Source organism: Streptomyces sp. NPDC005820, from assembly GCF_040630255.1.
In the GTDB taxonomy this organism is placed as follows: domain Bacteria; phylum Actinomycetota; class Actinomycetes; order Streptomycetales; family Streptomycetaceae; genus Streptomyces.
Window position 1 is genome coordinate 102,214 of the sequence record NZ_JBEXXE010000020.1, and the last position, 21,272, is coordinate 123,485.

Sequence of the window (21,272 nt, forward strand, 5' to 3'; positions counted from 1 at the left end):
CAAGAGTTGTGGGTGAGCTGATTTCAGCTCTCGCTGCGGTGGTTGAGGCCGGTCCTGGCAGTGTTGCGGATCCGCTTGGTGCGGCCGGCTTCGGCGAGGATCTCGATGGCCCCGGTGTTCGCCCCGGCGGCGGTCTTGAGCTGGAGCCAGTTGGATGACGCGAGCAGGTCCTCCGGCTGCCGGCGCAGCTTGAGCGTGATGGCGCGGAAGAGTGACCACTCCCGCAGGCGCTGAGCCAGGAAGGGGCGGTCGATCGTGGCCCGGGTCATCGCCTGCGCCCACCCCTCGTAGGCGGGACCGGGGTAGAGGCCGGCAGCTCGACGGTCGAGGTGCCGCAGCACAGCGGACCGGGCCATCGTCTGGTCCGGGTCAGTGAGCACGCGGCTGACCAGGTCAAGCTCGTTCGCGTCGGCGACGTGCCCCAGCTTGTCGAGGTAGGCCGCGAAGCGGACGTGCTCGTCCGGGTTCTGCAGGATGTCGTGGACGTTCATGCGGCCTGCTCCTCGCGCTCGACCAGGACGCCGTTCTCGAATCGTGCACCGGCGCGGACCAGGGACACCAGGTGAGCCCCGGTGATCGCGCGCCATCGCGCCTGAGCGGACTCGACCAGCTTGAACACCATCGCGAGGGCGGCCGCCGGGCTGCCCACGCCGCGGGTGACCTTGGCGCGGAGTTTGACCGTGGAGAAGGTTGACTCGATGGGGTTGGTGGTCCGCAAGTGAATCCAGTGCTCGGCGGGGAAATCGTGGAAGGCGAGCAGTTCGTCACGGTCCTCGGTGATCTTCGCTACGGCCTTGGGCCACTTTGCGCCGTAGGTCTTCGCGAACGCCTCGATCGCCTGCTCGGCGTGAGTGCGGTCCTCGGCGTTGCAGATCTCCTGCATCGCCTTCGTCGCGCCGGGCTGCGCGGACTTGGGCAGACAGTTCGCGACGTTGCGGGCTTTGTGAACCCAGCACCTTTGCTGCCTGGCTGCCGGGAACACCTCGGCGAGCGCCCGCCACAGGCCCGTGGCACCGTCGCCGATGACCAACTCGGGGTCGCGCATGCCGCGCCGGCGGCAGTCGCGCAGCAGGTCGGCCCACGACTCGGTCGACTCCCGCAGGCCCTCGGCCAGGGCGATCAGCTCCTTCGTGCCGTCCAGCCGGACCCCGAGCAGGACCAGGACGCACGAGTGGGCCCGGCCCAGCCGGACCTTCGGGTGCACGCCGTCAGCCCACACGTAGACGAAGTCGCAATCCGACAGGTCCCGATTCTGGAAGGCAGCGTGGTCCTCGCTCCACTGCCTGGTCAGCCGCGTCACGGTCGCGGCCGACAGGCCGGCGGTGCCGCCGAGGAGCTGCTCCAGCGCCGGGACGAAGTCGCCGGAGGACAGGCCGTGCAAGTAGAGCAGCGGCAGCACTTCGGAGATCTTCGGGGACTCGCGGCACCACGGCGGCAGGATCTTCGAGGAGAACCGCTTGCGCTCGCCGGTCTCATCGTCGACGCGGCGGTCGTTCACCCACGGGGCCCTAACCTCGACCAGCCGGCCGCGGTGACCACCGTCCGGGGCCGGTGGTGGCCGTTGCTGACACCGAGACGTCGGCCGTACTCGTCGGTCTCGGCCGCCAACTCGGCTATGTACTGGTTGACTTCCGCTTCCAGCGCGGCGGCGAGCATCCGGCGGGCGCCTTCCCGCACGATCTCGTCGATCAGGGAGCCGGACTGGGTGGAGCCGTCATCGGTGACTACGCTGAGCACGGGCGTGCCTTCCCGACCCGCGCCGCAACGCGGGCCTACTCGGAGACCTTACGGATCATTCGGGAAGGTACGCCCTCCGCATGCCTTCCCGGAACCGATCCACAAGTCCTGAGCATGCTCCCCCGTGCGCCGCGGCGGCGTGTCCGCAGCACCCTCTTCCAACTGGCGGCCCGGTACCTCGGCCCCTCCTCAACCCCGCGGGCCGCGCGGAGAGTTCAGCGAGGCGCCCGGCCTGCTCCTTCGCCTCCCCCTGCGGATGGAACATCACCCCTCTCCAGCCCGAGGCACGGCAGCCGACTGCTCGGCGGCCGACGGCAGGCACGGACCAACAGCCCGTCAGGGCCGACGACGCACGGCAGCATCCGCCACTTCCCGGACCGCCGGGTTGACCACCGGTCCAGGGACAGACCTGCAGCGGCGGTACCGCATCCGCGCGGGCCGGCGTCCTGGGCCAGGTGCGGCGGCGAACGAAGCCGGCGAACAGGCCACGACGGCCACCGCACGAGCGGCACAACGGGTGCCCGCGGCGTGTGACGGGGTGCCAGGCGTACGGCCTGTAACTCAGGACGCGTGGTCCCTGTGTGGAGATCGCATGCCCCGCAGGGAGGACCGCTGGGCGTGGTGCTGGACGCTGGGCCGGGCAAGGACGTCGGGCCAGTTCTCCAGGAGCGGGACGAAGACCGACTCCACCGTCTCGATCGTGGCCTCGCGCTCCCCCAGGTGCCGGCGGGCGCACCGGATCAGGCGTGGTGGCAGCGATGGCAGAAGGCCTGGAAGTCCAGCGGCGGGTCCAATACCGGGCGGGTCCTCGAACCTCCTGCACGCTCTCGCCCGAAACCACCCGCCCGGTGGCCGCCTGCCCCTTACGGGCGATCCCGGCCTCTCCGGCACGGACCCAGGCGCCCGGGATCCGGCACCCGGGGCAGGGCCCGGCCGACGACGCGCGCCGCGACCGCCGCCGACGTCACGTCGCCCCATCCCCCATCCACCACGGCTCCCCTACCGGGTCGACGCGTAACGGGAAGCCCGGCAGCTGCCGGCTTCGAGAGCCGACGCCTTCGGGATCGACGGTGCAGGCGTCGGCCGTGGCGGCGGTGTCGGCCATCAGGCGGGCTGCGCGGTCGTCACCGTGGCCGGCGGCCGCGGCGATCCGGTGGGCGATCTCGTGCATGGCGGCCGGGTCCTTCAGCCAGCACTCGCCGGAGTCGAGGCGGCGGCTGTCGATGGGCCGCAGAAACCGGGCGGCGTCCAGGACGTCGGCGAGGCGGTGCTGGTCTCGGTCGGCGTAGCGGATGGCGTTGGTCAGCACGGTCGGGATGCCGGGCTGGTCTGCGAGGGTGAGGGTGCGGGCGGCCAGGCGCAGTGAGCCGGGCCCTGTATCGGCGAATGCGACGGTGGACCGGACGGCGCCGGAGTTGGCGAGTTGGTTCCATGCTCCCGGGAGCCATCCCTGAGCCAGGTTGGTGAGCGCGCCGAACACCAGCCCGCCCACCGCCGCCGTGCCGGTGGCGATCCACACATCGCGTATGGCTGCCCGGCGGCAGGACCCTCCCTGCACGCCCACCAGCCCGACGACCAGCGGCCTTTCGCCGTATACGACTCGTCGACCCTCAGCGGGATCCGAGCATGGGCATTGCCGGGCAGAACATTCAGTCAGCGAAGTCTGGACATTTGCCCAGACTACGTCCTACCGTCTCCGCAACGTCCACGGCAGCGGACAGGAGCGAGAGGGTGCCCACGAAGCGTCCTCCGCAAGACCGCCTCGCCGAACGGTGGTCCGCGGACCCGGCGGGTCACCCACGAAAGCGCCGCGGTCCTGCGGCGAAAAGGTCCGCAGTCATCGGCGACCAGGTACTGGGCGTCGAGACGCGGATCGGTGCGGGCCCCTCCTCCGTGAAACCGGGTCCCCGCCCCACACGCTGGGTGCGCCACCGGCGTACCGCCAGGGAAGGAATCACCGTGACAACGACCCGCGTCTCCGTGCTCCCCGATGAAAGTCCCGCAGTGCGACGCAGCCTGTGGAACCGGCAGCTGTCGCACTATCCCGACACCGGACTCCGGTACCTGTACCTGGCGATCACGGTGCTCTCGACCGTGGTCCTCTACTACGAGCTGTACGTCTCTGGCTCGGTGGCGACCCAGATCATCACCGAACTCGGCATGTCCTTCAGCTACTTCGTCTGGATCTCGGTCGCCGGAAACGCGGTCGGCGCCTTCGCCTCGCTGTTCGCCGGACTCGCCGACCGGTGGGGCAGGGCCAACCTCGTGGTCGGGGGCCTGCTCGCGACCGGGCTGATCATCCTCTTCGGCCTTCCCCAGGCACCGAACGGGATCACCTATCTGGTGCTGTACGTCCTGCTCAGCTTCGTCGAGGGCGTCGTGCTGGTCGCGACGCCGGCGCTGATGCGCGACTTCTCCCCGCAGGTGGGGCGCGGCGCCGCGATGGGCTTCTGGACACTGGGCCCCGTCCTCGGCAGCCTCGTGGTCACCACCGTCTCCAGCAACACGCTCGGCCATCACCCCGACTGGCGCTTCCAGTTCCACGTCTGCGGCGTCGCCGGACTCGTCGTCTTCGTCGTCGCCCTCCTCGGACTGCGTGAGCTGTCCCCGGCGCTGCGTGACCAGCTCATGGTGAACATGCGCGACCGGGCCCTCCTGGAGGCTCGTGCGGCCCGTGCGAAGGGCGTCGACCCCACGCGCGAACTCAAGGGCCCATGGCGGCAGATGCTGCGCTTCGGCATCGTCGGCTCGGCGTTCGCGATCAGTGTCTTCCTGCTGCTGTACTACGCGCTGGTCGGCTTCGCCGTCGTCTACTTCGCGACGACGTTCGGCTACAGCGACCAGCGGGCCAACGCACTGGCCAACTGGTACTGGGCGTTCAACGCGATCAGCCTGGTGGTGTTCGGCCTGCTGTCGGACAAGCTCCGCGTGCGCAAGCCGTTCATGGTGCTCGGCGGCCTCATCAGCGTCGTGGGCACCGTCCTGTTCGCCCTCGCGGCGACTCACCCGAGCACCGGCTACCACACGTTCGCCCTCTACTTCGTCCTCGGCTCCGTGGGCGGCGGCATGGCCTACGTCGCCTGGATGGCCTCGTTCACCGAGACCGTGGAGAAGCACGACCCGGCGGCCACCGCGGTCGGGCTCGCGGTGTGGGGCTGGACGTTGCGCCTGGTCGTCACGTTCTCCCTGGTGGTGCTCACGTTCATCGTCCCGGCGACCTCCACGCTGGTGGAGAAGGGGGCACGGATCACCGCCATCCAGCAGGAGCACCCTCGGCAGTTCGCGATCGTCACCGGCATCGACCCGGCCCTCGCGGCCCGCGTGCAGAAGGATCCCGCCGACCGGGAGGCGCTGGCCGCCCTGCTCGGCCAGGTCGCCACGGCGGAGGGCGCGAGAACGGCCCAGGTCCAAAGGGTCCAATCGGCTGTACGGGGTGGTCAATTGGCCGCCGCCCAGGCCGTCGCCCCCGCCACCATGGCCGCGATACAGGCCGACCCGCGGGACACGGCCGCCCAGGCCGTCGCGGTGGATCAGATCATGGCCGGCCTCGGAGTCGACCGGGCCGCGGCCGTCAAGCTGCTGACCGGTCTGGGTGACCCCGGCACACAGCAGGGTCTGCGGCTCGCGGCGCGGTACGCCGCGGATCTGAAGGCCGCACCGGCCGCCATCGGCAAGGTCGACCTGGCGTACCTCGCCGCGCACGGGGCCGAGGTGGCGAAGGCCGCCCAGGACAACCCGAGGCAGTGGCAGACCTGGTGGTGGGTGTGCGTCACCGGTCAGCTGCTGTTCCTGCCCTTCGTCTTCCTGATGGCCGGCCGGTGGAGCCCGCGCCGGGCACGCGAGGACGAGCGGGCGCACGACGCCCGGGTGGAACGGGAACTGGCCGCGCTCAAGGAGTCGTAGAGCCGACTGCGAGACAGGGGTGGGACGCACGTACCCGCGTCTCACCCCGGCCGGGAACACGCCGCCGAGCACGAACCACGAGCACGAACCACCAACACGAACCACGAGCCCGAACCACCAGCACGAACGAGCGCCGCTGCAATCGCGTGGCAGACGAAGGGACCCCAGATGCCCATGAGGGAGCACGCCAACGTCGTGACCGGGCGCGGTCACCCGTCGCTGCGCATGCGGTTCGTGTGCGCCTTGCTCGCCGCCACGAGGACGAAGAGAATCCTCGGCGACGACGAATCCACCGAGGCGGACCGACGGCGCAACCGCCGCAAGGGGCCCGCCGCCGTACCGCGGCGGCTGCGGCGCACCCACGACGTCACCGTGCACGACCGCGCCGGGCTGCGGTGCGCCGAGATCGGCGTCCGCGGCCGGCGGCCCGAGCGCACGATCGTCTACCTCCACGGCGGTGCCTACATCAATCCCGTCGTCGTACAGCACTGGGACCTGATGGCCGCGCTCGCCGCGGAGAACGCCGCCCGGGTGATCGCGCCGTTCTACCCGCTGGCCCCCGAGGGAACGGCCGCGACGGTCGTCCCGGCCCTGCTCGACCTCCAGGTACGCCTGACCGAGGAGTCCGGTGCGGCGCCCGTGTGGGCCGGGGACTCCGCGGGCGGCGGGCTGGCCCTGGCCACGGCCATGCGCCTGCGCAGCGAGGGGCTGCCGCTGCCGCGGCACCTCGTGCTCTTCGCTCCCTGGCTCGACGTCGGGCTCACGAACCCCGGCGTGGCCGACGTCGTCGCCCGGGACCCCACGCTCGACGTCGCCGGACTGCGCTACGCCGGCCGGCTGTGGGCCGGAGCGCTCCCCGTCGACTCGCCCCAGGTCAGCCCCGGCAGGGGTGACCCGCGCGGGCTGCCACCGACCACCGTGGTCGTCGGCACCCGCGACATCTTCCTGACCGACTGCCGTGCATTCGGCGCCCGGGCCCGGGCGGCCGGGGTCGACATCGCGCTGCTCGAAGGCGTCGGCGGCTTCCACGTCTACCCGGCGGTGACCTTCCTGCCCGAGTCCGCCGAGGCACGGCGGCTGGTGACCGCGCGCTTGAACGCCCCAGATCCGAAGGAGTGACCCATGCCCCCTCTCCACCCTGTGCCCGACGGGCCCACGGCCGGCCACAGCGAGCGGTCCGGACCGCCGAACCCGCAGGCCCGGCGGATGGCCGGGCTCGCCGCGCTCGCGACCGTGGCCGGCGGCCGTGACCGGATCCCCGTGGACTGCCCCGCCGACGGGCGGCATCTCGGCGACATCCCCCGTGCCACCCCCGACGACGTCGCCTCCGCCGTACGGCAGGCCAGAACCGCGCAGCGGGGCTGGGCACGGGTGCCCGTCAGGCAACGCGCCCAGGTCGTCCGGCGATTCGGCCGTCTCGTGCTCGACCGCCAGAGCGAGATCCTCGACATCATCCAGCTGGAGAGCGGCAAGACCCGCACCGACGCCTTCGAGGAGATCCTCGACGTCGCCCAGGTCTGCCGCTACTACGCGACCGTCGGCCCGGACCTCCTGCGTGTCCACCGGCGGCGCGGCGCCGTGCCGGGCCTGACCGTCACCCACGAGGTCCCCCACCCGAAGGGCGTGGTGGCCGTCCTCTCGCCGTGGAACTACCCGCTCTCCCTCGGCGTGACCGACGCGCTGCCCGCGCTCCTGGCCGGCAACGCGGTACTGGCGAAGCCGGACCAGCTCACCCCGTACTCCTGCCTGTGGGCCAAGGACCTCCTGACCGAAGCCGGTCTGCCGGACGACGTGTTCACCGTGGTCACCGGCATCGGAGCCGAGCTCGGCGAGACCGTCATCGACCACACCGACTTCCTGATGTTCACCGGCAGCACCCGGGTCGGCCGCACCCTGGCGGCCAGAGCCGCCGAGCGACTGACCGACTTCTCCATGGAACTCGGCGGCAAGAACGCCCTCCTCGTCTGCGAGGACGCCGACCTCAACAAGGCCGTCCCCGGCGCGGTCCGCTCCTGCTTCGCCAACTCGGGGCAGCTGTGCATCTCCATGGAGCGGCTCTACGTCCACGAGCAGGTCTGGGACGCGTTCGTGCCGGGATTCGTCGACGCGGTGAACGCGTTGCGGCTGGGCCACGCCCTGGACTGGAGCCACGATCTCGGACCCCTGGTGTCGTCCCGGCAACTGGAGACCGTCCGGCGGCACGTCGACGACGCCACGGCCCACGGGGCCACGGTCCTCGCCGGTGGCAGGGCCCGTCCCGACCTGGGACCGACGTTCTACGAGCCCACGGTCCTCACGGATGTCGACGAGACCATGCGGGTCTGTGTGGAGGAGACCTTCGGCCCGGTCGTCTCGCTGTACCGGGTCGGCAGTGACGACGAGGCGGTGGCCCGGGCCAACGACACCGGCTACGGGCTGGGCGCCTCCGTCTGGACCCGCGACCCCGGGCGCGGCCGTCGGCTCGCGCACCGGCTGCGCAGCGGCAACGTCAACATCAACGAGGGCTACGCGGCCGCCTGGGGATCCACCGACGCCCCCATGGGCGGCTGGGGTGCCTCCGGCCAGGGAAGCCGGCACGGACGCCACGGCCTGCTCAAGTACACCGACGCGCAGACCGTGGCCCGGCAGCGCGGGCAGTCCCTCGGCAAGCCGGCCGGAGTCGGCGGCGAACGCTACGCACGCGCGATGACCGTCGCCATGAGGGTGCTCGACCGCCTCGCCGGCAAGGGGTGAGGGCGCCCCTTCAGGCCGACGCGGACGCCCTGCCAAGGTGGGTCACGGTCAGTCGGCGCAGGGCGTCGCGCAGCACCGCGCGGTCGTCGGGGCGCGGATGCGCGAGCCGTTGCAGGGCGAACCCGTCGACCATGGCGACGAGTTCACGGCCGGCGAGACGCGCGTCCGGGGCTTCCAGGGCTACGAACATGGACTCGGCCGCGTCTTCGAGGGCCTGCACGATGCGCTGGACCGGTTCCACCAGTTCCGGCCGCCGCGAGGTCGCGAGATACGCCTCGAACTGGGCCCTGATCAGCGTCTCCTTGGACGCGATCAGAATGTCGATCAGCTGGTCGACGTACGGGAGGGCGGGGATGCCGCCGTCGACCGCGGGTACGTCGGCCACCAGGTCTCGTGTCGCCTCCAGGATGCCGTCGGCGATCCGGGTGACGGCCGCGCCGATCAGCTCGTCCATGGAGGCGAAGAAGTACGACGTCGTGGACGGCGGCAGTCCGGCCGCCGCGGCCACCGCCCGGTGGGTGACCCCCTCGAGGCCGCGGGCGGCGATGACCTCCGCGGTGGCGTCGAGGAGCCGTTCCCGGCGTGCCTGTCCCCGTGCGTAGTGCGACTGCGGCCTGATCCCCATGCCTCGAAGTTACCCGACGGCGTTCCGGCCGCCCAAGCGCCGGGGGGGGAAGAGGCAGCTCCATGAACTCTGGACAAACGTCCAGAGTTCAGCCTAGCCTGACGCCATTCCAACCCCGAGGAGCGTGACGCGATGACCGACGTACATCCGCTGTCCGAGCGACTGGCGCGCCGCGCGGCACGCGGGCTCGGCCGCCTCCCGACCGCCGTGAAGCGGGCCATCGCCGGCCGGCCCATCTCCGTCGACGGGCAGGTGATGGACCTGGACGCGCAGGTAGGCAAGCGCGTCCTCGGCCTGACGGTCTCGAAGACCTTCGAGTCGCTGCCGCTGGCCGAGGGGCGTGCGCAGATCGCCTCCGAAGCCTGGATCTTCGGCGACGCGCTTCCCGTCGAGGAGATCCGGGACATCACGATCCCGACGCCCGAGGGCGGCATCCCGGCCCGCCTGTACCGGTCGGCGGGTGTTCCGCGTCCTTCGGCCGCGCTCGTCTACTTCCACGGCGGCGGGTGGGTGCTCGGAGACCTGAGCGCCAGTGACTCCGTGGCCCGGTTCCTGGCCCGTCACGCGTCGCTCACCGTCATCGCGGTCGACTACCGGCTGGCACCGGAGAACCCGTTCCCGGCGGCGGTGGACGACGCGCTCGCGGCCTTCACGCACGTCGTGGAACACGCCGAGGAGTACGACGTCGACCCGGCGGCCGTCGCGGTAGGCGGGGAGAGCGCGGGCGGTAACCTCTCGGCCGTGGTGGCCCTGGAGACGGCCCGGCGAGCACGCGGGACGGACTCTCCCGCACCCGCGATGCAGCTCCTGCTGATGCCGGTCACGGACCTCTCGCGCAAGCACCGCTCCTACGAGCTGTTCGGGGAGGGCTTCTTCCTCACCGAGGCCCAGATGGACTGGTACAAGGCCCACTACCTTCCCGATCCCGCGCAGGCCACGGACTCACGGGTCTCGCCCCTGCTGGCCGACGACCTCCACGACGTGGCCCCGGCCTATGTGGCCGTCGCGGGATTCGACGTCCTGCGGGACGAGGGCGAGGCGTATGCGCACAAGCTGCGTGACGCCGGAGTGCCGACCGTCCTGCGACGCCACAGCGGCATCACGCACAGCATGGTCAACGCGACCGGATCGGGCGCCGCCCCCCGGGAGGTGCTGCTCGAAGTCGCGGGCGCCCTCCGCATGGGGCTCACCTCCCGGGCCGGCCTGAAGACTCCCGGGACGGGGGCCCGATGACCTGGACCAACTGGTCGGGCGAGCAGACCGGTCACCCGATGTCCGTCGTACGGCCACACGACGAGGAAGACGTCGTACGCGCCGTACGGACCGCGACCGAGCGGGGGCTCACCGTGCGCGCGGTGGGCAGCGGCCACTCGTTCAGCGACCTGGTCTGCACCGACGGCGTCATGATCGACCTGTCCCGCATGAACCGTGTGCTGTCCGTCGAGGAGCACCGGGTCACCCTGCAGGCCGGCATCACCCTGCGTGAGCTGGGCCCGAGGAACGCCGAGCACGGCCTGTCGCTGGAGAACCAGGGGGACATCGACGCGCAGACGGTGGCCGGGGCCCTCGCGACCGCCACGCACGGCACGGGCCGCACGTTCGGCAACCTGTCGTCGCGGGTGGCGGGCATGCGACTGGTGACCGCGGACGGCACCGTACGGCAGCTGGACCGGACCACCACACCGGAACTGCTGCGCGCGGCCAGAGTGTCGATGGGGGCGCTCGGCATCGTCACCGAGGTGACCGTCGAATGCGTCCCGCTGTTCGCGCTGCGCCGCGTCGACCGGCCCCGGCCGCTCGACGACGTGCTGGCCGAGCTGGACCAACTGGTCGACACCAACGACCACTTCGAGTTCTTCGTCTGGCCGTACACGCGTACGGCCATGACCAGGACGTCGACCCGCACCGACGACACCCCGCGTCCGACACCGCGCTGGAAGCGGCGACTTCGTGAGGAGTTCGCCGAGAACACGGTCCTGGGCGCACTGTGCCGAGTCGGCAGGCGGTTCCCGTCCCTTGTGCCGGCCGTCAACGCCACCGTCGCCCGGTCGATGTCCGAGTCCCTGGTCGAGGACGTGGCCCACCGCGTCTACGCCACCGCCAGGAAGGTGAAGTTCACCGAGAGCGAGTACGCCATCCCGCGAAGCCACTGCGCCGAGGCGCTGACCGCATGCCTGCGACTCGTCGAGCGGCAGCGGCTGCCGATCCTGTTCCCGTTCGAGGTGCGCTTCACCGCCGCGGACGACGCGTATCTGTCCACCGCAGAGGGGCGCGAGACCTGCTACATCGCGGCCCACCAGTACCAGGGCATGGACGCCGACCCCTTCTTCCGGGCGTTCGAGGACGTCATGGCGACATACGGAGGCCGGCCCCACTGGGGCAAACGGCACACCCTGACGGGGCGCACCCTGCGCCCCCTCTACCCGCACTGGGACGACTTCGCCGAGAAGCGGGCCGAGCTCGATCCGACCGGGACGTTCGGCAACGCCCACACCCGCAGGGTCCTCGGCACGCACGGAGAGGTGGTGACCCGATGAAGGCGCACGGTGACGCCGGGGACTACTACGGCAAGGTGTTCGCCCGTACGGAACCGCCCTTCGCGTTCGTCGACCTGGACGCGCTGACCGCCAACGCGCATGACCTCCTGCGCCGGGCGCAGGGCAAGCCCGTGCGTATCGCGTCCAAGTCGCTCCGAGCCCGCAAGATCATCGAATACGTCCTCGGGCTGGACTCCGGCTTCCAGGGCATCATGGCGTTCACTCTCGACGAGGCGCTGTGGCTGCACGGCCTCGGCGCCCGGGGCGTCCTGGTCGCCTATCCGACCACCGATACCGAGCTGCTCGGCGCCCTGGCGGAACGCACCGCCGAGGACCCCGAGGGCGCCCCCGTCGTGATGATCGACTCGCCGGACCATGTGGAGCTGATCGAACACGCCGCCCGCCGTTCCGGTACCGGTACCGGTACCGATACCGGTACCGGTACCGGTGTGAAGACCTGCCTGGACTTCGACGCGTCCTTCTGGCTGGCGGGCGGCCGGATACGGATCGGGGCGAAGCGCACTCCGATCCACACACCGGAGCAGGCCGCCGCGGCGGCCCGACGCGTCGAGCGCAGCGCGTCCGCCCGGCTGGTCGGCGTGATGTCGTACGAGGCGCAGATCGCCGGAACAGGAGACGCGGTGCCGAAGCGGCCGGTCGCCAACCGCGTGATCCGGCTGATGCAGGACCGGTCCCATCGCGAGCTGCGGGAGCGGCGCGCGCTCGCGGTCGAGGCGATCTCGCGCATCACGCCACTGGACTTCGTCAACGCCGGCGGAACGGGTGACCTGGAGCTCGTCGCGAGTGAACCCGTCGTCACGGAGGTCACCGCGGGATCCGGGCTCTACGCACCCGCCCTGTTCGACAGATACTCGCGGTTCGCTCCGCAGGCCGCGGCGTTCTTCGCGCTGCCCGTCGTGCGTCGGCCCGGCCCGCGGACGGTGACCGTGCTCGGCGGTGGCTACGTCGCCTCCGGCGTCCCCCGCTGGGACCGGGCGCCCGTACCGGCCTTCCCGCCGGGACTGCGGTACGACGGCAACGAGGGTGCGGGCGAGGTCCAGACGCCACTGATCGGTCCCGCCGCCGAGCACCTCACCGTCGGATCACCGGTCTTCTTCCGGCACGCCAAGGCGGGCGAGCTGTGCGAGCGCTTCAACGAGCTGCACCTGCTCCAGGACGGGGAGATCGTGGACATCGTCCCGACCTATCGAGGAGAGGGCCGTTGTTTTCTCTGAGGCGTCGTCAGAGAACGCACAGCGTATGGGCCGCTGCCGACGCATTGACAGCCGGTGATCGATCCGGCCCGGTGCAAGCGTGGGGGCCCCGCGCTGCATCCCCCGGGCCGGGCTCGTGCCCTCAACGTGCCCATAAGACCGGTCAACCACGGTTAACAGCGGTGCCATACGCCCCCTCGGAGCCACGCCTCAGACGACGTACCCGCAGGTCAGAAGTCATTCCGCCGTCACGTCCACTACCGCGAGGCGATCCCGCCACAGCACATCGCGTCCATCGCCTTCCCCGGCGATCCCGCTTACGACTGGCTTCCGGGACTCCCCACCACCTGATGGATCACTCCCATGTGAACCCTTTCGACGGGTTCGACGCCCTGCGGGCGGCCCGCAGCGAGGACGTCAAGTGGCTCGACCCGGGCGGCTACAAGCGGTGGCTGGACATAGGGAGTGGGCCAGCGTGGCGCTGCCCGAGCTGCCGCTGTTCGAACGGCACCGCGGCTACTACACCCTGGCCCCGGCGGACGCCTGCGCTGGTGCAGCGGCTGGGCTGACGGGCCCGCACCGTGATCGGCGAGGCCGCGTACAACGGCGTATGCGGCTCTGGGCCTGTCGTCGTGTTCCCCGTCTGCCCCGACGGGGAACACAACGACGGACGCTCGCCCGTGATCGATACGGACCCGCGCCCCCGAGGCGGCTACTGCGAGCGGTCCTCCAGGTAACGCGTGTGGGTTTCCTGGCGTCTGGCCTCTGTTTCGCGCAGCGCGCCCGCCAGTTGCTCCGCCTCCTCCTGGAGCAGGGTCAACTGGCGTTCCAGGTGGCGCTCCGGGGGATCCTGGCCCGGTGCCAGCCGTGTCCACCACCTCGTTCGTACGAAGGTGTCGACCGCCTCGGGAACGTCGTGCCGCACCGCCCTCGACAGGGTGTGGACGCCCTCTGGGTCCTGGGCCAGGATCTCCGCGACCCAGCCGGGTTCGAGGAGGGCGGTCAGCAGGCCGGTGAGTTCGGTGAGGCGGCCCGCGGCGGCCGGGGGCAGGTCGACCTCCGCGAGGTAGGCGCCGAGGCGTTCGAAGTCGCCGCGCACTTCGTCGAGCTGGGCGGACGGGTCGGGGAAGTCGGGCAGCGGGGGCCGCTCCGGCGGGGCGATCAGCGCGCCCGCGCCATAGAGACCGACGACCACGACCGGCCAGTACGGGCCCGCGACGCCCGTGAAGGTCAGGACCAGGCCGGCCAGTCCCGCCGCGCTGCCGGCGATGTTCTTGCGGGACTCCAGGTATCCGACGAACCTACTGGTAGCCACGGATCTCCTCGAAGGCGCCGTCCAGCGAGCCCTTCTGGGCGTCGAAGAGGCGGCCGCCGGTCAGTTCGGCGATGTGCTCCAGCTCCCCCCGGTCGGAGTCGCCGAAGAGGATGGGGAAGACGGGGATGTCCTGCCGTTCGGCGCTGAGGCTCTTGTAGAAGCCGTCGAAGTCGCCGGCCTTCGCGCCCGCCGTGTTCTCGCCGTCCGTCATCAGCACGATCGACGTGAACGCGTCCCGGTCGGCGCCGAGGTGGTCGTACGCCTTCTCCAGCGACGTGTAGAGGGCCGTGTCCCCGTCGGCCGACAGCTCCTTGGTGTCCTTGCGGATCGCGGCGAGCCCGGCGTCGGGGTCGGCGGGGCTGACGACATGCGTCCGCACGCTCTTCACGTCCGACCCGAACGGCATCAGCGTCACCTCCTCGCGGTCCCGGAAGTCGCCGGTCAGGTCGGTGAGGGCGGTCTTGAGGCGGCGCAGCCGGTCGCCCTGCATCGAGCCGGAGGTGTCGAGGACGTACACCGTCCGGGAGGGGCGGCGCAGGTCATTCTCGTAGGCGTCGAGGAGACCGTCGGCGACGGACCGGGTGCTGGGGAAGGGCAGTTCGCGCCGGCGGGCGGTGTCGAGTCCGGCCGCGGGCGGCACCGAGGCGACGACCGGGCGGCGGTGCGTCTTGGCGGTGATCAGCCGCTGGAGGGCCTCCGTCCGCAGCGCGTCGGTCACCCGCTTGACGTTGTCGCGGGTCGTCGCGTCGGTCGCGGCGAGGGAGGAGAGCGGGTAGTCGGCGGTGACGACGCCGTCGGTGGGGCGGATCACGGTCAGCCCGGGGATGCCCTTGAGCACGGACTCGTAGTTGAGGAGCGCGTCGACGTCGCCGCGCCGGGCGTACGCGCTCGCCAGCCAGCCGGACGAACCCGAGGTCAGCTGCTGCCCCTTGAAGAACTCCTTCAGTCTAGGGGTCGCCTTCGCGACATCCGCGTCGGTGAGCGCGGACTGGGCTCCGGAGAGCGCCGAGGCGACCGAGACGAGCGTGGAGAAACCGGAGTTGGAGCGCGCCGGGTCGGTCATGCCGTAGGTGAGTTCGCCGTCCTGGACCGCCTGTTCGATCTGCGACCAGGTGACGTGCTCGGGCTTCCAACCGAGGGAGGCGACGGTCGCCGTCCGCACGCCGATGGCCACCGGGCTGGACATGATCGGAGTCTCCGACACGATCTTCTTCGCCGCGTCGGGGCGCAGCCGCAGATAGTCGTCGGAGGACAGCCAGACGGCGTCGTACCTGCCGTCCGTGCCGGGCTTCGCCAGCAGGTTCACGGCGTCGAGCGTGCCCATGTAGGTGGGTCGGATCGTGATGCCGGTGTCCTCGCGGACCTGCTCCAGCACGGGGGCCATGTCGCTCAGCTCGCTGGAGGCGAGGACGCGGAGGGTGCCGGGCCGGGGCGCGGCGGGGTCCTTCTCGTCCCCGTCGGCCACCGCCGAGCAGGCGGTGAGCAGCACGGCGAGGGCGGTCAGCGCGAGGAGGGGCCGAAGGGGCCGGAGGGGACCAAGGGGCCGAGGGGGCCTGGGGGGTCGTCTCATGAGAGGCCGCCTTCCAGCGCGCTGCGGGAGCGGCTGCGGTCCAGGTAGGTGCCGGCCTGCTGGAGTTCGGCCGTCAGGTTCTCGACGGTTACCGCCATGGCCTCGGTCGCCTGCACCTTGTAGGTGTCGATGGCGTCGAGGGTGCGGTAGATCTGCTGGAAGGCGGAGCGCAGGGTCTCGGCGCCGACGGCCGGGTCGGCGGCGATGCGCTGGATCTCCCCGCTCTGTGTCGCCAGCATCTCCGCGTTGCCCCGGATGAGGTCCTCGGTGGTGCCGCGCAGGGCGTTGACCTGCTCGATGACCTTCTTCTGGGTGTCGAGCGCGGAGGCCAGCATGACCGAGATGCGCAGCGCCGAGACGGTGGTCGTGGCGGCCCGGTCGACGCCCTTGATCAGCTCGTCGTTGTTGCGGCGGACGACGTCCATGGCGAGGTAGCCCTGTGCGCACACCGCGAGCTGGGTGAGCAGGTCCTGGTGCTTCTGCCGGACCGGGAAGAGGACGTCGGCGCGCAGGCTGTCGGCCCGCTCGGGGTCGGCGAGCTCGGTGCCGGAGATCTGCTGCTCGACGGCGGAGTCCAGGGCGTCGGTCAGGACGATGTACTCCTGGAGCTTGCCCATGGTCTCCCAGAGCCGGACCCGCTCGGTCTGCAACGCGGCGTTGTCGCGCCGCAGTTCGTCCTGGCCGCCGCGCAGCGAGCCCACGATCTTGTGCAACGTGCCCTGCGCGGAGGCGTACTTGGCGACGTGGTCGCGGAGCTTGTTGCCGCCGGGGAGCTTGGAGAGGAACTTGCGGCCCTTGCTCGCCGACAGGTCCCGCGGGTCCAGGTCCTCGACCACGCGCCGGAGTTCGACCAGCGAGCCGGCCACCTTCGACTGGGCGTCGCCGCCCTTGTCGGGCAGGCTGCGGACGGTCCGCTCCAGCATGCGGTTGGACTGTGCGGCGGCCGTGCGCATCTCGCCCGCGCCGAGCGCGGTGATCTCGCCGACCTTGCCGACGAACTCGGGCGAGCGGGCATCGAGGGCGGCGAGTCCGTCGACGTAGGCGGCTGCCTTGGCCGCCATGTCGGTGCGGACGCCGTCGTCCACGGGGACGAGTCCGCCGGCCCGCTCGCGCGGAACGGCGGCGACGGCCTCGGGCGGGGTGAGGGTGAAGTCGTTGTCGGTGCTGCTCATCTGCTGCTGTCCCCCTTATCCGCGCGCCCGTCGCGCCAGCTCGTGCAGCACCGCGGAGGTGGGCACGGGCGCCTGGCGGACGCCGGTCAGTTGCTGCTTGAGGTAGGTGCCGGCCGAGGCGAACTCGGCGGCGACGCCCTGCGGGCGGAACCCGTGCCGGATCTCCAGCTTGCGCAACCCCGGGTCGGTGGACAGGAGTTGGGCGAGTCCGGAGCCGTTCTCGGTGAGCGGCACGGCGGTGTGGTCGCTGTTGACGGTGGTGTCCGGGTAGAGGACCACCAGGTCGTCGGGCTGCTGCCCGTCCGCGAGGAGGGAGGCGACCTGCGACTCGTAGACCAGGACGAGCGGGTTGCCGGCGCCGCTGACGAAGTCGCGGAAAGCCGCGTCCGTGCTGGACTGCTGGGCGCCCTGGACGCTGACCAGCTTGTGCAGCAGCGGCGCGGTCCTGTCGACTTCGGCGGTGCTCGCGACGACCTTGCCGCCGTTGGCGACGTAGGAGGCGGCGGCGAGATAGAGCGCACCGGAGTTGGAGGTCTCCGGGTCGGTGCTGGAGAGGTAGAGGGTGCCGGTCAGCTCCCCGTACTTCTCGGCGCCCTTGAGCTGCTGCCAGGTCCGGTCGGCGCGGGCCGCGTCCAGATAGGCGGCCATCTTCAGGGTGCCGCGGTGCGCCGCGTCCAGGGTGGCCAGGCCGTTGGCCGCGAGCACCCCGGCGGCGCTCTTGTGCGCCACGACGACAAGGGGCGAGTAGAAGGGGCGGGGGAGGGTCCCCTGCACCTTGTACGTGGCCGCGAGCTCGACGGCGGGCGCCTGGCTGCTGGGGAACGCGAGGTCGTAGCCCTTGAGGTTCAACCCTTCCATGGCCCAGGACCCGGAGGTCTCGGCCTTGACGGTGTAGCCCTTGGCGGCGAGGGCCTTCACCACGTCCGGATCCGCGAAGAACTCCGCCTTCTCCGACCCGATCACCATCCGCACGGTCTTCGTTGCCGTGCCCTTGTCCTCATCGCTGCGACCCGCGACGACGGCGACCACCACACCCGCCATCAGCAGTACCGCGAGGACGATTCCCATGATTCGTCTCACAGGTGGAGACTGCTCCCGGAACCCCACATTCCGGGGTGTCCCTGGTGAACGGACGGTGACACACCAGCCCCGGCCCTGCAACGCCCCTGCCGGGCGCGAAGCCGACGCGGTGCATGGCGCCCGGTCCGCGCGTCGCTGCGGGTGCACGCGGACCGGGGCCGTTCGGGGGGTCCCCAGGAAGGTCAAGGACCTGGCCACTCTCGCGTTCGTCGAGGCCAGGGCCCATGTTGATGGTGCTCATGGCCGCGGCCCCGCTGGTCACGCATGCCACCACCGTGAGGTCTCTCGCGCTGCCGCTGTGGGCCCAGGTTCCGTGCGGGATGTCGGCCGGGTTCGGCATCGGGGTGGTCGCGGCGATCATGGGAGTGGCCGGCGGTGAGCTGCTGATCCCGACGATCGTGCTGTTGTTCGCGGTGGACATCAAGACTGCGGGGAGCCTGTCTCTGCTGGTGTCGCTGCCAACCATGCTGGTGGCCTTCGCCGCTACAGCCGGGACGGCAGTTTCGCGGTGCTTGGCACGAACCGCCGCTTCACCGCGGTGATGGCCGCGGGCTCGGTCGCCGGCACGGTACTGGGCGGTCTGCTTCTCGGGGTGTTCTCGGACCTGGTCCTCATCCCAGCGCTGGCCGTGATCCTGCTGATCTCCGCCGTCAAGCTCGCCCGGCACGACTGAACCGGCCGCAGTCGGACTTCCTGCGGGTTCGAGGTGGCCCGTCGGTCTCGGCGCCCGTGCCGGCGCGGCCGGTTGAATTCGCGCTCGGCCTCGTGCACCCACCTTGCGGGGCCGGCCGTGGTCGCTGCCGCTGGCCGAGCGGGTGCTGATGGTCGCGGTCAGCTACCGGTCTACTACTGGACGAACCTCACGATGCGGCAGCTCGGCCCGCTGTTCGGTGTCTCCTCCTCCACGGTCTGCCGGGTCATCCAACGGCTGGGTCCCCTGCTCGCGATCGAGCCCGCCGACCGCCCGTCGGAGGCCGCAGACCGGTTGCGGATCGTGGACGGCACGCTGATTCCGCTGCGGGACCGGAGTGTGGCGGCCTCCAGCCGCAACTACCGGTTTTCGGTGAACGCGCAGGTCATCGTGGATGCGGACACCCCGGCTGGTGATCGCGGCCGCGCGGCCGGTGCCGGGCACCACCGCGGACGCCCATGCCTGGCGGGCGTCCGGGCTGAGTCGGCACTGCCAGGGTGTGACGGTGCTGGGCGACGGCGCCTATCTGAATTGCGGGATGGCGGTACCCCACCGCAAACGCCCAGGAAGGGCTCTGCTCCAGGCAGAGGAGGAATACAACGGCGAGCAGCGCAAGGTCGGTGCGCGTGTGGCACACGTCATCGGGCGGATGAAGAACTACAAGATCCTCCGCGACTGCCGCCAGCGGGGCGACGGTCTTCATCACGCGGTCCAGGCCGTTGCCCGCCATGCCGTTGCTTTATGCATTCGTGGGTTGGGGTCGTTGGATGCGGACTGCTCGGGTGCCGGTGTGGGTGGGTTGGGGCCAGGTGTGGTGTTCGGCCCGTTTGAGCCAATAGTTGGACATCTTGCGTTTGACGACGCGGGGCTGGCTGCGCAGGCGTCTGTGCGGCAGGAGGCGTTCGAGCAAGTCGTGCTGGAGCAGGACAAGGGCTCTGACCAGCAGCTCAGGGGAAAGACTGCCCGGTGTGACGGTCACGCTGCGCCGGGCGGAGCGCAGGGTTTCGGTGAAGGAGATCCGGTCGGCATCCAGGCCCCGGGTGGCGGCGGTTCCGATCATCAGCTCACACAGTGCGTGGTGGACGAGCAGATGGGCCCAGACCTGCTGCACGACACCGTCGGGGGTCTTGCTGCTCAGCACAGAGCGGGCTCCGCATTGATAGGTCTTGAGCTCGGCGAAGACGGCTTCCGCCTCCCAGCGCTCTTGGTAGAGCGCGGCCAGCTGGCGGGCGGGACAGCGGCGGGCATCGCTCAGTGTGGTCACCAGCCGGTACTCCTCGGCCGCCCGACCGGTGCCGTGCAGCTGGCAGGCCACCACCCGCATCGTGACCGGATCGGTGTGAGTGCGGTCGCCGACGGCGTGGATGCGCGAGAGCCAGGATCCTGGCCGTCACCGAAGAGCAGATGCTGGCATGATGATGCTCATGACCTTGTACCGAAAGGCCGATGCCGCGTAGACGGCCCGGCGCGCTACGCGCCGAACAGTCTCCTCGTGTCCCTTGGAGCTTGCCCCCAGAGCGGATCCACGGCCTCTCGTCCCGAACGAGCGTTGCGATAGACCGGGTAGAGAGACTCTCGAACGACTACTACCTCTACCCCGGCGCTGCCGACCGCGCGCTGCGGCGATATAGAGCGTTCCTGCAACCACCGGGCAGACGACCTCTTTATCCGCAGGAGACGGGGTGTTCATGCCGTGGCTGTTCCTTCGAGGACGTCCGACACGCCCGCGACGTGCTTGAGGAAGTCTTGCGGCAGTTGCCACCCAGGCCACTGGCCGAGCTCAAGGACCGAGTGCATGCCCTGGACGTCAGGTATGTCGAGCGCCCACTGCCGGATCAGTTCGCGGCTCATCGTCAGTGGCGTTCCGACCGCTGGTGGCGGCGCCGCCTGGCCGACGGTCCGGAAGGCCGGTGAGGAGTTCTGCCCTGGCATTGAAGCAGCAATGGAATGATCAACGCGTGGCTAGGGTGATCACGGCGTTGCAGCCGTCCTGGATAGGGCCGTTCACCGGGCTGAGCCCGCGCTGCTTCAGCAAGCTCGTGACCGCCATGCGCCGCGAGGGAGCGGACGTCGCCCGCCGAGGCCGGCCGTGGAGCCTTCCCCTGGAGGACCGTGTCCTGCTTGTCGCGGCGTACTGGCGCATCAACTTGACGCTGCGCCAGCTCGCCCCGCCATTCGGAACCTCGAAGTCCGCAGTCGGTCGCATCGTTGATCATCTCGGGCCGTCGATGGCGCTGCGACCGCGCAAGCGGTTCCCCAAAGACACCGTGCTGATCGTGGACGGCACTCTGGTCCCCACCCGCGACCACACCATCGCGGAGCAGTCGAAGACATCTCATGTCGCCGGCGGGTCAAGTTGAGCTGGCCGGCCGACTCCGGCTGAGCATTGCTCCCGCCCGGTCACCTGTCCGTGCCGGCTGTAGCGTCCTGAGCATGGTGGATGGCCCTGATGTGTCAGTGGCACTGAGGGGCGGGGTGACCGACCCCTCGCAGGCCTGGGACGTCGTGCGCTGGTTCAGTGGTGAGTGGATCGGCCGTCCTCCGCGGTCCGAGGACGGTTGTGCTGTGGCCGAGCTGGCTGCCGCAGAGAACGATCTCGGCTTCGAACTTCCCGTCACCCTGCGAGAGGGATATGCGCTCTTGGGCCGACGAGACGCCCTGGCCCGGCAGCAGGATCCCTTGGTCCCGCCGGCCG

Annotated in this window: 17 protein-coding genes and 5 pseudogenes; 11 read left to right on the forward strand and 11 right to left on the reverse strand. The window is 70.7% G+C overall.

Annotated elements, in window-relative coordinates:
- Positions 1 to 23: 23 nt before the first annotated feature.
- The 4 genes and pseudogenes from ABZ464_RS24920 to ABZ464_RS24935 form a co-directional block, all read right to left on the reverse strand.
- Entirely contained in the window at positions 24 to 491 is a 468-nt protein-coding gene (locus ABZ464_RS24920; RefSeq protein ID WP_359279915.1) for a hypothetical protein, read from the reverse strand.
- A pseudogene (locus tag ABZ464_RS24925) lies at positions 488 to 1,737 on the reverse strand (IS256 family transposase). The gene ABZ464_RS24920 and the pseudogene ABZ464_RS24925 overlap by 4 nt, the downstream one beginning before the upstream one ends.
- Positions 1,738 to 2,797: 1,060 nt before the next feature.
- Positions 2,798 to 3,121 (reverse strand): annotated as a pseudogene (locus tag ABZ464_RS24930) (hypothetical protein); the annotation flags it as partial.
- Positions 3,122 to 3,130: 9 nt separating this feature from the next.
- Positions 3,131 to 3,301 (reverse strand): annotated as a pseudogene (locus ABZ464_RS24935) (DUF6518 family protein); the annotation flags it as partial.
- Between the two features lie 440 nt (positions 3,302 to 3,741).
- Here ABZ464_RS24935 and ABZ464_RS24940 point away from each other — a divergent pair.
- From ABZ464_RS24940 to ABZ464_RS24950, 3 genes are all read left to right on the forward strand, one after another.
- Positions 3,742 to 5,640: an MFS transporter gene (locus tag ABZ464_RS24940; protein ID WP_359279917.1), complete on the forward strand. Its 1,899-nt coding sequence runs from the start codon at positions 3,742 to 3,744 to the stop codon at positions 5,638 to 5,640.
- 168 nt (positions 5,641 to 5,808) lie between these two features.
- On the forward strand, positions 5,809 to 6,759 hold the full coding sequence (locus ABZ464_RS24945) for an alpha/beta hydrolase fold domain-containing protein (RefSeq protein WP_359279918.1): 951 nt from the start codon (positions 5,809 to 5,811) through the stop codon (positions 6,757 to 6,759).
- Between the two features lie 3 nt (positions 6,760 to 6,762).
- Positions 6,763 to 8,373 (forward strand): succinic semialdehyde dehydrogenase, encoded by a 1,611-nt coding sequence (locus tag ABZ464_RS24950; protein ID WP_359279920.1) that lies wholly within the window; start codon positions 6,763 to 6,765, stop codon positions 8,371 to 8,373.
- 10 nt (positions 8,374 to 8,383) lie between these two features.
- On the opposite strand, the gene ABZ464_RS24955 is transcribed toward ABZ464_RS24950, so the two are convergent.
- On the reverse strand, positions 8,384 to 8,998 hold the full coding sequence (locus ABZ464_RS24955; RefSeq protein ID WP_359279921.1) for a TetR family transcriptional regulator: 615 nt from the start codon (positions 8,996 to 8,998) through the stop codon (positions 8,384 to 8,386).
- Between the two features lie 132 nt (positions 8,999 to 9,130).
- On the opposite strand from ABZ464_RS24955, the gene ABZ464_RS24960 reads away from it, so the two are divergent.
- The 4 genes from ABZ464_RS24960 to ABZ464_RS24975 all read left to right on the forward strand — a co-directional run bounded on the left by ABZ464_RS24960 (position 9,131) and on the right by ABZ464_RS24975 (position 13,318).
- On the forward strand, positions 9,131 to 10,231 hold the full coding sequence (locus ABZ464_RS24960; RefSeq protein ID WP_359279923.1) for an alpha/beta hydrolase: 1,101 nt from the start codon (positions 9,131 to 9,133) through the stop codon (positions 10,229 to 10,231).
- Positions 10,228 to 11,535 carry a D-arabinono-1,4-lactone oxidase gene (locus ABZ464_RS24965; protein ID WP_359279924.1) on the forward strand — a complete coding sequence of 436 codons (1,308 nt, stop codon included), beginning with the start codon at positions 10,228 to 10,230 and terminating at the stop codon, positions 11,533 to 11,535. Before ABZ464_RS24960 ends, ABZ464_RS24965 begins: the two co-directional genes overlap by 4 nt.
- Positions 11,532 to 12,770, forward strand: coding sequence for an alanine racemase (locus ABZ464_RS24970; RefSeq protein WP_359279926.1), 1,239 nt, complete (start codon positions 11,532 to 11,534; stop codon positions 12,768 to 12,770). Before ABZ464_RS24965 ends, ABZ464_RS24970 begins: the two co-directional genes overlap by 4 nt.
- A 344-nt stretch (positions 12,771 to 13,114) precedes the next feature.
- Positions 13,115 to 13,318: a hypothetical protein gene (locus ABZ464_RS24975; protein ID WP_359279927.1), complete on the forward strand. Its 204-nt coding sequence runs from the start codon at positions 13,115 to 13,117 to the stop codon at positions 13,316 to 13,318.
- A 143-nt stretch (positions 13,319 to 13,461) separates the two neighbouring features.
- Here ABZ464_RS24975 and ABZ464_RS24980 read toward each other — a convergent pair whose 3' ends face one another.
- Genes ABZ464_RS24980 through ABZ464_RS24995 form a run of 4 tightly spaced genes read right to left on the reverse strand, consistent with a single transcriptional unit; the run spans position 13,462 to position 17,886 of the window.
- Positions 13,462 to 14,064, reverse strand: coding sequence for a hypothetical protein (locus ABZ464_RS24980; RefSeq protein ID WP_359279929.1), 603 nt, complete (start codon positions 14,062 to 14,064; stop codon positions 13,462 to 13,464).
- Entirely contained in the window at positions 14,051 to 15,634 is a 1,584-nt protein-coding gene (locus tag ABZ464_RS24985) for a VWA domain-containing protein (RefSeq protein ID WP_359279930.1), read from the reverse strand. Before ABZ464_RS24985 ends, ABZ464_RS24980 begins: the two co-directional genes overlap by 14 nt.
- Complete coding sequence (locus tag ABZ464_RS24990; RefSeq protein ID WP_359279931.1) at positions 15,631 to 16,806, reverse strand: toxic anion resistance protein; 1,176 nt, start codon at positions 16,804 to 16,806, stop codon at positions 15,631 to 15,633. Before ABZ464_RS24990 ends, ABZ464_RS24985 begins: the two co-directional genes overlap by 4 nt.
- Before the next feature lie 15 nt (positions 16,807 to 16,821).
- Complete coding sequence (locus tag ABZ464_RS24995) at positions 16,822 to 17,886, reverse strand: hypothetical protein (RefSeq protein WP_359279932.1); 1,065 nt, start codon at positions 17,884 to 17,886, stop codon at positions 16,822 to 16,824.
- 224 nt (positions 17,887 to 18,110) lie between these two features.
- Between ABZ464_RS24995 and ABZ464_RS25000 the strand changes: the two genes are divergently transcribed.
- The 3 genes and pseudogenes from ABZ464_RS25000 to ABZ464_RS25010 all read left to right on the forward strand — a co-directional run.
- On the forward strand, positions 18,111 to 18,428 hold the full coding sequence (locus tag ABZ464_RS25000; protein ID WP_359279934.1) for a hypothetical protein: 318 nt from the start codon (positions 18,111 to 18,113) through the stop codon (positions 18,426 to 18,428).
- Positions 18,395 to 18,559, forward strand: coding sequence for a hypothetical protein (locus ABZ464_RS25005; protein WP_359279935.1), 165 nt, complete (start codon positions 18,395 to 18,397; stop codon positions 18,557 to 18,559). Before ABZ464_RS25000 ends, ABZ464_RS25005 begins: the two co-directional genes overlap by 34 nt.
- A 109-nt stretch (positions 18,560 to 18,668) precedes the next feature.
- A pseudogene (locus tag ABZ464_RS25010) lies at positions 18,669 to 19,319 on the forward strand (transposase family protein); the annotation flags it as partial.
- Here ABZ464_RS25010 and ABZ464_RS25015 read toward each other — a convergent pair.
- Together ABZ464_RS25015 and ABZ464_RS25020 are read right to left on the reverse strand one after the other, a co-directional pair.
- Entirely contained in the window at positions 19,317 to 19,901 is a 585-nt protein-coding gene (locus ABZ464_RS25015; RefSeq protein ID WP_359280034.1) for a transposase, read from the reverse strand. The pseudogene ABZ464_RS25010 and the gene ABZ464_RS25015 sit on opposite strands and share 3 nt — an antisense overlap.
- A 362-nt stretch (positions 19,902 to 20,263) precedes the next feature.
- Entirely contained in the window at positions 20,264 to 20,428 is a 165-nt protein-coding gene (locus ABZ464_RS25020) for a hypothetical protein (RefSeq protein WP_359279937.1), read from the reverse strand.
- 107 nt (positions 20,429 to 20,535) lie between these two features.
- Between ABZ464_RS25020 and ABZ464_RS25025 the strand changes: the two are divergent.
- Positions 20,536 to 20,907: pseudogene (locus ABZ464_RS25025) on the forward strand (transposase family protein); the annotation flags it as partial.
- Positions 20,908 to 21,272 lie beyond the last annotated feature (365 nt).

Excerpts from the sequence above, each read along its gene's own strand:
- ABZ464_RS24920 (WP_359279915.1), bottom strand. The coding sequence starts at position 491 with ATGAACGTCCACGACATCCTGCAGAACCCGGACGAGCACGTCCGCTTC.
- ABZ464_RS24945 (WP_359279918.1), top strand. The coding sequence starts at position 5,809 with ATGCCCATGAGGGAGCACGCCAACGTCGTGACCGGGCGCGGTCACCCG.
- ABZ464_RS24950 (WP_359279920.1), top strand. The coding sequence starts at position 6,763 with ATGCCCCCTCTCCACCCTGTGCCCGACGGGCCCACGGCCGGCCACAGC.
- ABZ464_RS24955 (WP_359279921.1), bottom strand. The coding sequence starts at position 8,998 with ATGGGGATCAGGCCGCAGTCGCACTACGCACGGGGACAGGCACGCCGG.
- ABZ464_RS24960 (WP_359279923.1), top strand. The coding sequence starts at position 9,131 with ATGACCGACGTACATCCGCTGTCCGAGCGACTGGCGCGCCGCGCGGCA.
- ABZ464_RS24965 (WP_359279924.1), top strand. The coding sequence starts at position 10,228 with ATGACCTGGACCAACTGGTCGGGCGAGCAGACCGGTCACCCGATGTCC.
- ABZ464_RS24970 (WP_359279926.1), top strand. The coding sequence starts at position 11,532 with ATGAAGGCGCACGGTGACGCCGGGGACTACTACGGCAAGGTGTTCGCC.
- ABZ464_RS24985 (WP_359279930.1), bottom strand. The coding sequence starts at position 15,634 with ATGAGACGACCCCCCAGGCCCCCTCGGCCCCTTGGTCCCCTCCGGCCC.
- ABZ464_RS24990 (WP_359279931.1), bottom strand. The coding sequence starts at position 16,806 with ATGAGCAGCACCGACAACGACTTCACCCTCACCCCGCCCGAGGCCGTC.
- ABZ464_RS25000 (WP_359279934.1), top strand. The coding sequence starts at position 18,111 with ATGTTGATGGTGCTCATGGCCGCGGCCCCGCTGGTCACGCATGCCACC.
- ABZ464_RS25015 (WP_359280034.1), bottom strand. The coding sequence starts at position 19,901 with ATGCGGGTGGTGGCCTGCCAGCTGCACGGCACCGGTCGGGCGGCCGAG.
- ABZ464_RS25020 (WP_359279937.1), bottom strand. The coding sequence starts at position 20,428 with ATGAGCCGCGAACTGATCCGGCAGTGGGCGCTCGACATACCTGACGTC.